The sequence below is a fragment of the Aminipila terrae genome (genome assembly GCF_010120715.1).
Taxonomy (GTDB): domain Bacteria; phylum Bacillota; class Clostridia; order Peptostreptococcales; family Anaerovoracaceae; genus Aminipila; species Aminipila terrae.
In genome coordinates this window covers 2022096-2038436 of the sequence record NZ_CP047591.1, presented here as the reverse complement: position 1 = coordinate 2038436, position 16341 = coordinate 2022096, and the positions used below count along the sequence as shown (strand labels likewise).

12 protein-coding genes and 3 pseudogenes are annotated in these 16341 nt (G+C 39.3%); all 15 read right to left on the bottom strand.

Translation table 11 applies throughout. The features are described from left to right. Window positions 1–1326, bottom strand: coding sequence for an acetaldehyde dehydrogenase (acetylating) (locus Ami3637_RS09600; protein ID WP_330586572.1), 1326 nt, complete (start codon window positions 1324–1326; stop codon window positions 1–3). Window positions 1327–1608: 282 nt separating this feature from the next. Further along, window positions 1609–1854 (bottom strand): annotated as a pseudogene (locus tag Ami3637_RS18950) (BMC domain-containing protein); the annotation flags it as partial. A gap of 18 nt (window positions 1855–1872) precedes the next feature. Next, entirely contained in the window at window positions 1873–2523 is a 651-nt protein-coding gene (gene eutL / locus Ami3637_RS09590) for an ethanolamine utilization microcompartment protein EutL (RefSeq protein WP_162362381.1), read from the bottom strand. Between the two features lie 17 nt (window positions 2524–2540). Then, window positions 2541–3376 (bottom strand): annotated as a pseudogene (gene eutC / locus Ami3637_RS09585) (ethanolamine ammonia-lyase subunit EutC). A gap of 63 nt (window positions 3377–3439) precedes the next feature. Further along, on the bottom strand, window positions 3440–4810 hold the full coding sequence (locus tag Ami3637_RS09580) for an ethanolamine ammonia-lyase subunit EutB (RefSeq protein WP_162362380.1): 1371 nt from the start codon (window positions 4808–4810) through the stop codon (window positions 3440–3442). 64 nt (window positions 4811–4874) lie between these two features. Further along, window positions 4875–6304, bottom strand: a pseudogene (eutA, locus tag Ami3637_RS09575) (ethanolamine ammonia-lyase reactivating factor EutA). 114 nt (window positions 6305–6418) lie between these two features. Then, a complete protein-coding gene (locus tag Ami3637_RS09570) occupies window positions 6419–7840 on the bottom strand; it encodes a sensor histidine kinase (RefSeq protein WP_162362379.1) in 1422 nt (473 codons plus the stop codon). Between the two features lie 16 nt (window positions 7841–7856). Then, window positions 7857–8438, bottom strand: coding sequence for an ANTAR domain-containing response regulator (locus Ami3637_RS09565; RefSeq protein WP_162362378.1), 582 nt, complete (start codon window positions 8436–8438; stop codon window positions 7857–7859). A gap of 55 nt (window positions 8439–8493) precedes the next feature. After that, window positions 8494–8859, bottom strand: a complete 366-nt coding sequence (locus Ami3637_RS09560) for a BMC domain-containing protein (RefSeq protein WP_162362377.1) — start codon at window positions 8857–8859, stop codon at window positions 8494–8496. A gap of 235 nt (window positions 8860–9094) precedes the next feature. After that, complete coding sequence (locus Ami3637_RS09555; RefSeq protein ID WP_162362376.1) at window positions 9095–9544, bottom strand: EutP/PduV family microcompartment system protein; 450 nt, start codon at window positions 9542–9544, stop codon at window positions 9095–9097. 26 nt (window positions 9545–9570) lie between these two features. Next, window positions 9571–11007, bottom strand: coding sequence for a sensor histidine kinase (locus tag Ami3637_RS09550; protein ID WP_162362375.1), 1437 nt, complete (start codon window positions 11005–11007; stop codon window positions 9571–9573). Between the two features lie 21 nt (window positions 11008–11028). Next, entirely contained in the window at window positions 11029–11454 is a 426-nt protein-coding gene (locus Ami3637_RS09545) for a response regulator (RefSeq protein WP_162362374.1), read from the bottom strand. 580 nt (window positions 11455–12034) lie between these two features. Further along, entirely contained in the window at window positions 12035–14200 is a 2166-nt protein-coding gene (locus Ami3637_RS09540; RefSeq protein WP_162362373.1) for an ATP-binding protein, read from the bottom strand. Beyond that, entirely contained in the window at window positions 14200–14703 is a 504-nt protein-coding gene (locus Ami3637_RS09535; RefSeq protein WP_162362372.1) for a hypothetical protein, read from the bottom strand. The genes Ami3637_RS09540 and Ami3637_RS09535 overlap by 1 nt, the downstream gene beginning before the upstream one ends. Beyond that, window positions 14700–16340, bottom strand: a complete 1641-nt coding sequence (locus tag Ami3637_RS09530; protein WP_162362371.1) for a hypothetical protein — start codon at window positions 16338–16340, stop codon at window positions 14700–14702. The genes Ami3637_RS09535 and Ami3637_RS09530 overlap by 4 nt, the downstream gene beginning before the upstream one ends. Between the last annotated feature and the right edge of the window lies 1 nt (window position 16341).

The following is a 16341-nucleotide window of genomic DNA, read 5'->3' as shown; positions in this document are numbered from 1 at the left end:
TTAAATTGAAAAGCTGTTCCGGTCCGACATTTTCACTGGTAGCACTTCCCCTACTGCGCCGCAGCCTAAGGTAAGAGCTGGCATTAATCCAGTAGATGCTCCAATGCCCCCAAGAGCTCCAGGACTATTTACAATAAATCTGGATACTGGAACGCGATGTGCAAAATAATTTACAATGTCCTGATTCTCTGTGTGGATTATAAACGTATGGCCAGCACCTTCATAGTACAAAATCTCACAACAACGTTCACAAACCTGCTTGTAATCAGGAGCAGTATAAAATCCAAGAATAGGAGCTAACTTTTCGTTGGAATAAGGATGACCCCTGCCAACACCTGTTTCTTCTGCTACAAGTACCCTTGTACCTTCCGGTACAGTTAACCCTGCCAGTTCGCTTATGACTTTTACACTTTTTCCTACTATCATCGGATTCATGGTTCCGTTAGATCTTAAGATGAAATTTCCAAGCTGCTCTCTTTCCTGTTCATTCAGGAAATAAGCTCCCTGCTTCTTCATTTCTTCCTGTATGGTTTCTTTCATGTCATTGTCACAAATTACGGACTGCTCTGAGGCACATATTGTACCATTGTCAAAGGTCTTTGAATCCATGATGCATTTTACTGCCTTACGTACATCAGCACTTCGCTCGATATATGCAGGACCATTTCCCGGTCCAACACCAATTGCTGGCGTTCCTGATGAATACGCGGCTCTTACCATGGCTGAACCACCTGTAGCTAAAATCAGCGCTGTATCCGGATGGCTCATTAAAACATCTGTAGACTGTACGGTAGGAAGTGAAATACAGGATACCAGATCCTCATTGCCTCCTGCCTCAACTACAGCCTGTCTGATAACTTTTACCGTCTCTAAAATGCACTTTAAAGCATTTGGATGTGGTGAGAATACAATGGCGTTTCCAGCTTTAATAGCAATCTCTGCTTTATAAAATACTGTTGATGTAGGATTGGTGGAAGGAATCAAACCAGCAATTACACCAACCGGTACTGCTACTGCATAAGTTCCAGCTTCTTCATCACGTTCGATTACTCCTACCGTCTTCATGTCTTTGATTCTTTCATAGACCCCTTTGCTTCCGAAAATATTTTTTATTACTTTATCTGAAGCAATACCAAATCCCGTTTCATCATGTGCCAGTTGTCCAAGTCTTTTAGCATTTCTTACTCCGGCGTCTGCAATGGATTTTACAATCTGGTCCACCTCTGCCTGGGTCTTTTCTGCTAATTCTTTCTGTGCTATTTTTGCACGTTCTACCAGTCCTCGTACTTCTTGTACAGACAGTAAATCTTTATCATATAACAGCATTTACTCATCCCCTTCTTTATTAAATCTGCAAATTTCTTCTATGAGTTTTCCTTTCTTTGCATACTTAATTTCATTTTTCGTCATACTTTTTATTTGTAGGGAACGTGCAATATGCCTTAGTTCCTCTACTGTCTTCTGATCCAGTTTTTCTTTACTATATACAGAAGAAGAAATTTCCTTTATTTCCTGTTTAACCGGTTCCGTCTCTTTTTCTTTATGGCTTTCTTTATTTTCTTCAGCTGGTTTTAATGGATTCTTGGTGGTTCCCTGTGCCATAATAAACACTTCTCTGGCAGGTCTTGGGATTACGTGTACGGAAACTACTGTACCTACACGCTCAGCGGCTGCCGCAGATGCATCCATGGCTGCCTTTACTGCGCCTACATCTCCCATAACCATTACTGTTACCAGCCCGCCCTTAACCTTTGTTACGCTATGAAGAGACACATTGGCTGCTTTAAGAGCACTGTCTAATGCCTCAACGGCACTTAAATAGCCATAAACCTCAATCATTCCTAACGCATCCATAATTTACACCCTTACCCTCTATCCGATAGGATTATCTGCAACAAATTCAACGGCAGCTGCAAAAGCTTCACAGGCAGCCTTACAAGCAGACTGACTTCCTGTTAGTAATGCACCGCCAAAGTTTGTTTCTGAAGGTGGAGCATACAGTACGCACATGGATACATCTGCCGCCTTTATAGCTGCATCTACGCCATACATGGCTTCCAGTGGAGGTGCAATCAGGTATGCTAACGCTTCTCCCTCTGGTATTCCAGCTCCCTCGGATAAATAAGAACCCGTTCTTGAAATGCAATGAGCATAGTACACGATACTGTCATCCTCATTGGCTGACACAAAATGTGCTACATTTTCAATAAATTCTACGCAAGCTTTTAATCCGCTCTTTATTTCTGCAGGGTTTGGACCTGCTAAAATTCCAATGATTTCACCAGCCAGTTTTGTATTTGCATTTGCTGCGCCACCATAGAAGCTCTTTGCGTACACTACTTTTACGTCAGCGGCTTTTGTAGCTTCATCCAAAGCGGTATATGTAACATCATCACAATCCACAGTAATTAATCCTAAAGATCTCTGATCTGGTGTCAGGTTCAGCTGTGCAGCCAGTTCTGGATTAACATTTGGAATAATCTTTGTTGCTAATACCGTAGACTTAATGGGATCTCTTTTCATTTTTATACCCTCCCTGACTATAATTTCAAATTTGTTCCGCTTGCTTTTTTCTCATGAACAAGTTTTATAATATCTGCGATATGAGCTCCTGCTTCAACCGGCATGGTTCCTGCACTGTGAATATTGGAAACTACCGTTCTTCTTGCTTCTGGCATTCCAACAGTTGCTTTGTAAGCAATATATGCGCTCATGGATTCTGCTGTAATCAGTCCCGGTCTTTCACCAATTAAGGCACAGGTAACTTCTGCTCCTGTGATTTCTGATATTTCATCCATTACCCCAACTCTTCCATACTTTACAAAGAATGGAGTACCTATATCAATTCCATGACTTTGCAGACCTTGCATTATTGCAGGAAGTAAATCTTTAACATTAGCAGCTACTGATGCGGATGACAAACCATCTGCCACAAAGATCTGCACGGTTGGATTTTTTTACATTTATCCTTAATACTCTGTACAGCTTCAGATGATAGCTTTCTTCCAAGATCTGGCCTTGTCAGGTAAGTATCTTTACAGTCACACTGCGAAGTAACAGTGAACAAATTCATACTTTCCACAAACTCAGCATCCACATCACTAAATACTGCATCCTGAGCCGCTGAATGAGCTGCCCTGAACTGAAGAAGCGGATCTGTTTTATATCTCGCTCCAGCTTTTCCAATTCCCAGTCTACAAGGTGCAAACTGTTTCAATTCCTGATATGCTTCACCATTCTGAGGATTCGTTACCAGGTATTGTGTCTTAATATCTACCTCCGTTACATCTGGAATGCATCCATCTTCCACTATGCAATTTTTTTCAGCTGGTAGATTTTCTGAAGTTGATTGAATTCCTAAATCGGTTAACTTCATTTCTTTTATTACTTGTTCTATAATCTGCTTTAAATCACCCTGTTCCACTTTTTTACCTCCTTTCTATTTTTTCATAAATACAGAAGCATCTCCAGCAAGCGGAGTTAATTTACCGTTTTCTGAAAAGCCCATTTTTTCCAGCCACATATCAAATTCTTTTATCGGTCGCAGTCCAAATACTTCTCGTAATGCTGCGGCTTCATGATATCCTGTGCACTGGTACATCAGCATGCAGTCATCTCCCTGAGGTACACCCATGATATAATTGCAGCCGGCTGCTACCAGCAGGGTAGCCAGATTTTCGATATCGTTCTGGTCTGCCTTCATGTGATTTGTATAGCAGGCATCGCAACCCATTGGAACTCCTGTGAGTTTTCCCATAAAGTGGTCTTCAAGACCTGCCCTGATTACCTGTTTTGAATCATATAAATATTCAGGTCCAATAAATCCTACTACTGTATTTACCAGGAATGGATTATATCTCTTTGCAAAGCCATAACAACGGGCTTCCATCGTTACCTGATCCCACCCGTGATGTGCTTCGGAAGATAATTCAGAGCCCTGTCCGGTTTCAAAATACATAACATTTGGGCCTGTACTAGTTCCCTTTTTCAGCATCATATCCCGGCCTTCTGCCAGCATAGCTGCTGTAAGTCCAAAGGCCTCATTTCCTTTTTGGGATCCTGCAATAGACTGAAACATTAAATCAATTGGAGCATTAAATTTATCTGCAGCTTCTGTCTGTGTTGTTACATGAGCAAGAACACAAATCTGCGTAGGAACTTCCCACTTGTTCTTAAATTCATCAAAGCTTTTTAATATCCTGGCAACACTCTCTACGGAATCGTCAACAGGATTCAATCCAATTACAGCATCGCCGCAACCCAGACTTAATCCTTCCATCAGGGAGGCTATGATTCCCTTGGGATCATCTGTGGTATGGTTTGGCTGCAAACGGGATGAAAATGTTCCTGGAAGACCAATAGTGGTATTACAGTGTGCGGATACACGCATTTTCTTTGCACAATAAATTAAATCCAGGTTACTCATTAATTTACAGGTTGCTGCAACAATTTCGCTGGTTATTCCTTTGGAAGCTCTTTGAATCATAGACGGTGTTGTCTTTTCATCAAGCAGCCATTCGCGGAATTCAGCAACGGTCATATTCTTAAAGTTATTATAGATGGATTCATTTACGTCGTCCTGTATAATCCGTGTAACTTCGTCCTCCTCGTATGGAACTGCCGGATTGTTTCTGATTTCTGCCAATGTAACATGTGATAGCACTACTTTTGCAGCAACTCTTTCTTCTGCAGATTCTGCTGCAATTCCGGCAAGTCTGTCGCCAGATTTTTCTTCATTTGCTTTGGCCATTACTTCTCTGAGAGATTTAAACTCATAGTGATGTCCAAATAGCTTTGTTTTTAGTATCATGCCTTTTCCACCTTTCTTTTCCTTTCCTTTCCTTTTTATTGATAACTCCTCTTAAAGGGGTAATCTATGAATTAAAAATCAGTGTTTTCACCACTATAGGAAGCACATATCCTCCTCCTACAGGTTCACCTATGTCGATATAATCTCCGCCTTTGCTCCTGATTCCGTCAATGCATATTACATCTTTATTCTTTCCAAGTTGTACATTAATCGCATGTCCCAAAGCCTTTCCTATATCTGTTTCCACTATGATAATAAGTGGGAATTTCTCTTTTATCAGAGTGCCTGTTCCTTCAATAATGGATGCTGCCAGTTTCTGCAACATTTCAAATCCATTGTATGATTTTCCTGACAGTGCAATGGCTACCGGTTCTTTTTTCCCTTCCCCTTGGTAGATTGGTAACTGGGCCTTTATAGCTTCCTTAACGGATTCCGGCGTTTCTTCGTCTATACCAGACAGTTTCAGTACTGGTATATTCTTAAGGGGAAGCTGATTTTTTTCATAAAAAATGGTACTTCCGCTTATTTCCGTAGTATGGGTGCCTGCTCCTACAACCGTTGCCCTGATAGTTTCCTCTGAGCGATAATATTGTGCACAATCCAGAAGCCCGCTTTCAGCGATGGATGCTCCCAGAATAATACCTATATCCCCATATCGGAAAACATCCTCACTAGTGGGCTCATATACATAATTAGCCACCCCCCTGAAAATGTCAGAGCATTTATATTAATAGAGCTATCCAGGCTTTTTCCCTGATTTGTATATAGATTCTGGTGATATCCTGATTTTGCAGTAAAGTTCAATGCTGCTTTCAGTTCCTGAGCCATTAAATCACAGATTTTTTTCAGCACCTGGATTTTGGCATCATCCCCCACATCAATTTGTATATGATTTATTTTTGCCATCTCCTGAATCTTGCTGTATATATAAGTTATTTTTCCATTCTCAACTTTAATCAGTCTTCCACCTATATCTAAGCAGGTCACTCCGCAAAGACTACCTTTCCGGAATACTGCTATGTTCGTAGTGCCTCCTCCTATATCAAGATTCGCAACGGTATTACGATGTTCTTCGCTAAAAACATCTGCTCCTGCTCCCCTGCCTGACAAAACTGATTCTAAATCTGGTCCAGCAGTTGCTACTACAAAATCTCCTGATAAATCGCTCAAGCTGCTTAAAACGGTATTTGCATTTTGCTTTCTGGCTGTTTCACCTGTTATAATTACCGCTCCCGTACTGACGTCTTCCGGCTTTACTCCAGCTTTTTTATATTCGGCCTGAATAATAGTGCGGACCTTATCTCCGTCTATTTCAGTATTGGAAATCAAAGGTGTAAAATATATATCACTGGAATAGACAACTTCTTTATCTACGATTTCTACTTTTGGTACCATATAACCTGCTGCCCTGTTTTCAATAGTTAATCTACTGAAAATCAGCTGCGTAGTGGAAGTGCCAATATCAATTCCAACACTGGTTACTTCTTCTTTCACCTTGCTACTCCTTCCTTTTTGCCTACAAAAAAACAGCTTAGACACAGAAATAAACTTCTATTCTGTACATAAGCTGCTTCGCTTAGCATAAGGATAATGTTATCGTCACATTATCTATGTAAATATTCTATTTTTAAAATCAAATGCAATTACTGTTCCGTTTTCGCTTGAACTTACACTAATTGCTCCTTTTAATTTATCTTTAACAATGGAGAAAACAATACTCAGTCCCAGACAATCTTCTCTGACACAATTAATGTCAAATCCTTTTCCGTTATCTCCTACGGAAATATGTGATTCCTGCCCATTATGCTGAATTTCTATTGTAATCTTTCCATCGGTTCTTCCATCATCAAAAGCATGCTGCAGGGAATTATGTAATAATTCACTTACCACAAGAGCCACAGATGTGGAAATTTCAGAATCCACTTGAAACCCTTCTCCCTTGATATTAACCATAATATCCATGGCTGGTTTCAGAAAATAACGAAGGGTATTGTCTTTTATATTTTCAAGTACATCCCGTATATTAACCCGGTCTACCCCTTCTTTAGCCAGTAGTTCATGAGTACTGGCTATGGCCAGTATACGATTCATTCCTTCATCCAGAACCTTTTTTGCTTCCACACTCTTTGTTCTTCGGCCCTGCAGTCGAAGGAGACTGGCTATGGTCTGCAGATTATTTTTTACTCTGTGATGCATTTCTTTTACCGCTACGGATTTCAAAATCAGTTCTTTTTCTTTTTCCCTGATATGAGTAATATCCCGTATCATCACCGCAAAATCCACATTATTATTTTTCAATGAAATCTGTTTTACTGTTAAATTCAGATCTGATGTATTTACTTCTATTCCAGAGTAATTCGCATCCTGGTCAAACCATTCTAAATTTGAACCATGTAATGCAATACATCGATAAGGCTGGCCTAAAATGTCTACTGTATACCCAAGTGTTTTATATAAATTTTTAGCTATTTTATTTCTATAGCTGACATATCCATCCATATCTACTAAAATAACAGCCTCATCAATACAATCTGCCAGCCATGATCCTTCTTCATCAAGTCTTGTAAGTACATTTGCAAGTCTTACATAACTTTGATCCGTAAAGCGGATACGGTCTCGCATTTCACTGTTTTCATCCGCATTCTTTTCCTCAATAAGTACACCAATTACTTTATCTCCATATCGAATTGGTTCAACTGACTGGATAACATTAGCGTACTCCTGAGTCACAGCTTTCATCTGTTTCGTTGACAGTCCCAGCTTAAAGGTTCTGGCAACGGCTGGCTCATTATATGGCTCTGCTAACAAACCTACTACTGTTTTCTTATACGCAGAAGGAACATTCTGTGGTTTTGCTTCTGCAACTACTACAGCGGTTGTCTCATCTGTTGTGAGGCAATCAATAAAAAAATCAGCATCCTGCAGATTTGCCATGGTCTGAAGACCTACTCCTATTTTCTTTATAGTTTCGATTTCTTCATCCGTTAAATTTGTATACTTTTTACATAAACTTTCTATCGTATCCGGCATTTTACCCTCAATCCTTTTAAGCCAAAATTATTTCCGCTATACGTTTCATAGAAACCTTTTTTTCCTTACTTAAGCGTTTTATGTACTCATAAGCTTCACTTTCTGATAGCCTCATGGATATCATCAGTTGCCCTTTCGCTTTTTCGATTACAGTTCTGCTCTCCAAGCGTTCAGTAACCATCTCACATTGCTGTTTAATTTTCTTCATTTCTCTGCTTCTTGCTACTGCAATCTGAATGCTGGGTACCAATGCCTTTTCATCGACAGGTTTCACAATATAACCGGAAACTCCAATCTTTGTAGCACGATCAATAAAATCTTCATCACTGTAAGCAGTCAGTAGAATTACTGTACCTGCAGTTTTTTCCTCCGTTATAACTTTAGCTGCTGACAGCCCATCAAGTAAAGGCATCTTTATATCTAAAATAACTACATCAGGCTCTTTTTTCTTGCAAATTTCAATTGCATCAAACCCTTCTGAAGCCTCACCAACAACATTATATCCGGCAGCTACCAACATTTCTTTTAAATCCATCCTGGTAATGGGCTCATCTTCAGCGATGACGACCCGAATTTCTTTTCTTTCCTTTTCCTTCATGCTTAACTCCTGGTATCCCCGTTGTACGTTCAACGGCCTTTCCCTTGTCTCACATCTACGATCTGCTTATTTCAGTTTTTGCAAATCCCATTTTGTCACAAAGAATATTCATTACGTCACGTATTCCTGCTTCTACTGCAGCAACATCCCCTAATATAACTAATGATCCGTTAAAACGATCCACAAAACCAATTGAAATATCGGCTGCTTTAGATGCAACATCTGCTGCAATCATAGCCCCTTCACTGGGAGTAATCGTTAAAATGCCAATAGCGCCTTTATCCTGAATCATTCCCAGCTTGGGATATAAATCACTGATTGGGTTAGCAATCACATGGGCTAAAGTCACTTGCTTACCTGGAACAAATTCCTGTATGATTCGTTGTTTGCTTTCCTCCAATGCCTCACTTCCTTTCAGCATTGATAATGCTCTTGTATGCTCAATAAACTAACAAAAAAGCACCCAAACAAAATCTGTCTAGGCGCTTACTTCGCAATCCTTTTCCAGAGTTCTACACTACGTCGTACAGTACTCCTTTAAATTACACTCTTATAGTACCCAAATCTCTTTTGATTGTCAAGATGGAAACCCAAATTTTTTGACTATTCATGCAACTATTTTTCACTTTATTAGATAAATTGTTTAAATTTGCGGGTTACAAGTTTTCGAACCATTTATTAAACTCCGTCATTCCTTGTCCTGTTACACTGCTCACACTATAACAAGTTTGCGCTCCAGCATCTGTCAAGTATCTGGTGGCTCTCTTTAACTGTTCTTCTGTAGCTAAATCTATCTTTGTAACAATTCCTATAACAAATTTACCACAAAACATGCTTCCGAATCCAGGTGCGAACATGGTACTCTCTTCAACTGCAGATTGCACCAGGGCTATAACATCTACTTGAGATGCCGTTACGGATAAAGCTCCATAAAAGCCTCTCTGTTCTAAGTATTCTCCGGGTGTGTCAACATAGTGTCCATCTACTACTTGAACTGTCTGGGTTTTATGATAAAAAAGCTGTTGATTTGTCAAGTATTGTGTCAGGGTAGTTTTCCCCGCCTGGGATTTTCCTACCAGCATGATATGTTTTTTTGCATTTTCCATTATTTTTACTCCATTTTTGTAAAACATTACATTGCATTATCTATTGTTGTGATTTTATTCTTAAATTTAAATGAAATACATGTTCCCTGTTCACTGGAACTTACATTAATTGTACCTTTTAATTTATCCTTTACTATAGAAAAAACAATGCTCAGACCTAAGCTGTTTTCCCTGATAGAATTTATATCAAATCCAATACCATTGTCCTCTACTGAGACATGGCACTGCCCTTCTGTCTGTTTAATTGTTATGGTTATTTTTTTATTATTGCTTTTGCTATTAAAAGCATATTGCAATGAATTGTGAAGCAATTCGTTTACTACAAGAGCTACCGACGTTGAAACTTCTGAATCTACCTGAAATCCTTGCCCATTAATTTCCACAACAATATTCATTGTTGGTTTAAAAAAATAACGCATTGTATTATTCTTAATTTCTTCTAATACATCCCTTATGTTAACCTGCTCAACACCTTCCTTGGCTAAAAGTTCGTGAATACTTGCAATGGCCAGTATCCGATTCATACTTTCATCCAGAACTTCTTTAGCCTCCTGGCTCTTTGTCCTTCTTCCCTGTAATCGAAGTAAGCTGGCAATGGTCTGCAAACTGTTCTTTACTCTGTGATGCATTTCCTTTACAGCCACAGACTTTAAAATTAATTCTTTCTCATTATTTCTAATCTGAGTAATGTCCTGTATCATTACCGCAAAATCTACATTATTATTTTTTAAAGAAATTTGTTTTACAGTCAGATTTAATCCTGCTGTATTTACTTCTATCCCTGAATAGTTTGCATCCTGGTCAAACCACTCCAGATCACTTCCATGTACTGCAACCCGGCTGTAGGACTGTCCCAGGATATCTATGGTGTATCCAAGTTTCTGGTATAATTTCCAGGCAATCTTATTCCTATAGCTTATGTAACCATCCATATCTACTAAGATAACCGCCTCATCAATACACTCTGCCAGCCACCAGCCCTCTCTGTCCAACCTGGTAAGTACCTTTGCCAGCTTGGCATAACTTTGATCAGTAAATCGGATTCGTGTGCTGCGTTCACTGTGTTTACTTGCATTCTTTTCTTTAATCAATACCCCGATTATACTATCACCATGGGAAATAGGCTCCACTGACTGAATAACATTAATATTCTCCTGGGTTACAGCCTTCATCTGCTTGGTAGGCAGTCCCAGTTTAAAAGTTCTTGTAACAGCTGGCTCGTTGTGTGGCTCCACTAAAAGTCCCACTGCCGTTTTCTTATATGAGGATGGTACATTTTGTGGCTTTGCTTCTGCAACTACAATAGCCGTTGTTTCATTTGTAGTCATACAATCGATAAAAAAATCTGCATCCTCCAGATTTGCCATCACCTGAAGGCTCCCTTCCATTTTTCTTATGGTTTCAATTTCTTCATCCGTTAAGTTAGTATATTTTTTACATAATCTTTCTATAGTATCCGGCATTTTATCCCCAATCCTTTTAAGCTAATATAATTTCCGCAATCTGTTGATCTGTTGGATTTTTCTGCTTTTGGCCAGTGCTATTTCAATACTTGGTACTAATTCTTTCTCATCAATAGGCTTCACTATAAATCCTGAAGCTCCAATGGTTTTGGCACAATTAATAAACTCCTGGTCACTGTAAGCAGTCAAAAGAATAACCGTATCAGCGCTTTTCTCTTCTATTATTACTTTTGCAGCAGATAATCCGTCTAATAAAGGCATATTAATGTCCAGAAGCACTACATCCGGATGTTCTTTGGTACAAATTTCAATTGCGTCAAACCCCTCAGACGCCTCTCCTATAACTTTATATCCGGCTTCCATTAACATTTCTTTTAAATCCATTCTGGTAATGGGCTCATCTTCAACGATTACAACCCCGACTTTTTTTCTTCCTTTTTCCTTCATATGTTACTCCTAGTATTAGCCGTTGTACGTTCAACGACTTATTCACGTATCCATTAAAATCTACTAAATCTGGGTCTTACAAATTCTGTTTTATTATAAGAATGCTCATTACATTCCCAGTCCTGCCTCTGCAGCAGGAGTGGTTCTTAGTACGCCAGAGAACTATTGAGGCAATCCAAAACAAATTGAAATACCCACAGATTTCGATACTACATGCTCTTATAAATCCTACGGTGGATTTGTAATTACATGCACCAGTGTCACCAGTTGTCTGAAAAAAATTCCTTTATAATCTGTTGTCTGTTATCCTCCAATTCCTTACTTTTGTGTAGCATTGTTCCTTCAAAAATCTACATTTCTTACATGGACCAATAAAAAGCACCTAAACACAATCTGTCCAGGTGCTGCTTCACAAATCAACTTTTTGAACCCTGCACTACGTCATACAGTGCTCCTTTAAACTATTTTTATATTAACTAAATTTATTATGTTTGTCAATACAAAGGAGTAAATTTTTTGAATTTTCTTTATATTTTTCTATATATACCATAGGATAATTTTATTCAAAAATTCGCCTCTTTTATATTTCACTAAACATATACCCAAAATCCCCTAACTCAGTCTGTTCCAGTTTTCTGCCCTCTTTAATCAACTCCCTTTTTAAGGCCTTTAATATGTGAAGCATATTAATTTCACTTCCATCTTCTGCTGCCAGAAAAGCAGCAGAAAGTGCTATATTTTTAATAAACGCACCTGTGAGTTCAAACTGATTGGATAGCCATTTAAAATCTACCTCTGAACCTATTGGTGCTGCCTTAGGAAAAACACTTTCCCATATTTCTTTTCTTAGAAGTGCATCGGGGGCTCTAAAATTAACTAAATATTTAAAACGCCTTATAAAAGCGGTATCCATCCCGTTCAGATTATTTGTTGCCAGAATGGATATACCATTATAAGCTTCTACAGATTGAAGCAACATGGAGGATTCTATATTAGCATATCTGTCATTGGAGGATTTTGCCTCCACTCGTTTTCCAAACACAGAATCTGCCTCATCAAAAAACAGTATACTATTGCTTTTTCTGGCCTGTTCAAAGACCAGTTTAATGTTTTTTTCTGTTTCCCCTATATATTTATCTACAAGCTGGGATAAATCTATTTGATAAAGTTCCATAGAAAGTTCATTGGCAATCACCTGGGCTGCCATAGTTTTACCCGTACCAGGAGGTCCTGCAAAAACCACAGGAGTTCCAGATCCATAAGGAAGTTTTTCTGAAAAATTCCACTCTGACATAACGATATGTTTATTTTTTACTCTGTTACAAAGTTCTCGCAGAACTTGTTTTTCCTCAGTTGGAAGTTTTAAGTCTTTCCACTGAAAACAGACATTCACCCTTTTAGCCTTCTCTTTTAACCGGTGCTGGATTTGACTGTAACAGGCTCTTACTAAATCCTGGTAATGAATGATTCCATCTGACATCATACTGGTAATGTGGGCTGCTCTCAAGGCTCCAACTATCTGTCCCGGGGTAAATGAAAAGCTGTCAGACAATGCCCACAAATCTACATTATTATCAATTTGGTATTCTTTCATATAGTGCTCCCAGATATCATGGAGCTTATAAGAATCCTGAAGTTCTAGGCCAATCGTTAACGTATCCTCCCAGGGATTACTGTATTCTTCTTTCTCAAAAATAAAAAAGACCATTCCCGGATAACTTTTGACACTATTCTTCACAAAATCCATAAGCCTCTTACTGCTCTGCTCTGTAAAAGTTTCCATGCCCAGTATCCCAAGGAGTCCTCCGGTCATGACCATTTCAGTTATACAGCCACTTACTGCTTTTTTTACTTTTGTCTCTCTGTTTTCCTGCTCTTGTGAAAAATATCTTAAATCAATCTGGATCAGATTACGTCTTTTTTTGTTTGCAAGCTGATAAATTAAGTGCTTTTTCCCTGCACCTTTATTACCATAAAGTATCACCCATTTTAGTAAATCATATTTTTTGTTGTCCCCACAGATTTTGCATAGAGCCTCAAATTCATCTGTTCTGTGAATTAAAGGCTCTACCCTGTCCGTAATATTAATTCTTTTCAAATAAGGCTGGTATTCTTCATTTATGCCATAGATAAGATTTAGCAGTTGTCCGCTTGGTATAAGAGATTCATTGTAAATGTCCTCACTTTCATAAAGTTCCGGAAATATTATTTTCAAAGCAGCCAGATCCCGGTTTGAAGACATAAAAATTCCACCAATACCAACATCTATATTAGTGAAATAAATTTTTGCACAAAAACCCAGACTTGGATATTGCCTGTCCACATCTCCACTCATGTATTGAACAATCCTTCTGTAATCCCTATCCAATGCAGCCATCAGGGATAAAACCACAACACTCCTGCCGAATTTAGTCATGCCAAGGTTTTCAAGCATACTATAAAATTTTAAAACCGTCCCCTCTTTTTGGGTAGCTTCTGCTCTTTTATCAACATACTGATCCCAGGTAATCATTTCAGCAAGGTTTGTTTCATCAAAATGGCTTTCCAGCTTACTGTCAAGAAGATGTTCTATTTCTTCCATATCTGGTATGAATTTATTTAAATTACGCCTTTTCCTCCCTTTATCTGCCTCATCTTTTTCAAAGCTGTAAGTCAATCTGAGAGTTTCCAGTATAAAAAGAACATCTAAATATTCTTCATTATCCGTAAATGGCTGGGCATTCTCCAGATTAAGCATATCTTCCATTAGAATAAATCTTCCTCCAATGCAGTTTTATAGTCCATGTCACCTGTTATGAAAACAGCCAGAAGAGGAACTTTGTCGCTTATGGCATCAAAAACTGCTTCTAAGTTTTTTATGATTTTATTTACGAATTCCTTTTCTTCTAAATCTTTCTCCAATAGAACAGAAAACTTATGATAAAACTGATTTTCTTCCCTGTAAATACCGAAGTTTCCAAATGGACATAAGATATTCAGCTTTTCTGTTGCTTTAAAAAGCTCCTCCATGACAGAATCTTTAAGATTAACTGCTATGGTAGAATAAAATTGGACAATGAAATTCTCTTCATTCCAATCAAGTACCGTTGTTTCCGTCAATACAGACATACCATCCGCAACACCTGTAAGTGTGCACAAAGTGTCAAAGCCTTCAAAGGGAAAATCCTCTTTTATTTTATTTTCAATGTTAAGTTCCTCAATCCTGTTCTGTAATGCTTTTATTACAGATTTTTTCATGTCTAAGCTCATATCGATGCTTCTCCCTTCTTTTTCTGCTTGGCTAGCTGGGCAGCTGCCTTGGCTTTCCTCTCTGCTGCAGCTTTTTCAGCAAATGGATTGGCTGTTCTGGATTCCGCCACTTCCTGCATCTGTTCCTGCCAGGACTTTTCTTTATCCATTCCTAACTTTTCAGAAACACTTTGTAAGTCATACTGGCCATTTTTCCCTTTTCTCAGTCCTGTCCCTTCTATAATTTTTCTGGATCTGACACCCTCCGATGTTTCCGTTGTGGCACTGCCTGTTAACCCTGCAGCTCTGCCCATGGTCAAATGTTGAAATGCTTCTTTCCTCTTTCCAGTGGAGAAGCCCATCTGCTGTAATGCCACATGCTTTGCCTCTCTGTCACTCAGGTCCGGATACTGGGTCTTTAAGGCTTCAATTTTTCCATCTAAATCAAAGGCTTCATTTAGTACTTGATGTCTCATATTTTTACCCATTTTTTTTGTTACCTGACCTTTGACAAAATCTCCTGCCTGAGCGGTGCCCTTCAGGGCCGTTGCTGCTGCAGCTCCTACTCCGCTGAGATTCAGGATTCCACCAGCAGCCTGCAATGATCCTGTAGCAATATCAAAGCCCGCTCCGGTCTGGTCTATTTTAGACTGAGATCTGATCTGACGCATAATCTGTCCGGTTTCCCCGCTTACATCTCCTCTGGACGCCTGAAGTTCTTCCAATTGTTTTGACATATTCATTCGGGTTTTAGTAGAGTCTACCATATTCACAACCCCTTTTCCAGCCTTAACGCCTCCGGACAAAACGTCCACCCCAGGTGCGAACTGTTCAGCAACACCGCTTAAACCTGATAAGCCTTGGAATTTGCTGGCTATGTTTAAAGAAGCCTCTGCTCCATTGGCTAAAGTTGTGAGAAGTGATTGTCCTGCATCCATCCCTTTGTTTATCTGTTTTGTCCTGTTTCCACTGGCACCAGCAGCTCTTGCTTCCTTAATTCTGTCATAAACCTCTTTGCCCCCCGTTATCAACGACATAGTGCCACCCATGGATTCACTGGCAGCCTCACCGTAATCTCCTGCCCGTTCTGCCAGTTTTCCAACACCTTCTGCCGCTTTTGATTCATATCCCCAGGCTTCATCTATGTCTTCACTGAGCTCTTCACTTTGAGGCTTTCGATATTGTTCCAGCTGTCTCTGGTACTCTTCCTGTGCTGCAGTCGGCTTACTGGTCTGCCTGCCAGCCTCAACTCTTTTCTGCAGTTCTGCATTTCTTGCGTTTCTGGTAGCAGTACCTTCCTTCTCTTTGGAAGCAAACGTATAAGCTAAAGGATTCTCTGCTGCCCATTTAAACCGATTCCATCGGCTCATCGCCTTAAAATCCTCTCTGCTATTGTTTAACTGATCTGCAGCCCTCTCATGTTTTCTTTTCATAGACTGAACTGGTGCCGCTATGGCACTGCCTACCTTATGTAGAAAACCGCCTTTTTTCTTTGTAGCATCTGACATATCCGGGCTAAAGCTGCTCAATGCAGTTCCAACCTGTCCTTCCATTCCTCCCAGAGCGTCCAGTTGCTCTGATACAGGTTTTTTATCCGGTTTACTGTCCTGTTGTCTATGAGAACCAATTTTCAATTCTTTTCTCATTGCATCTGGCATT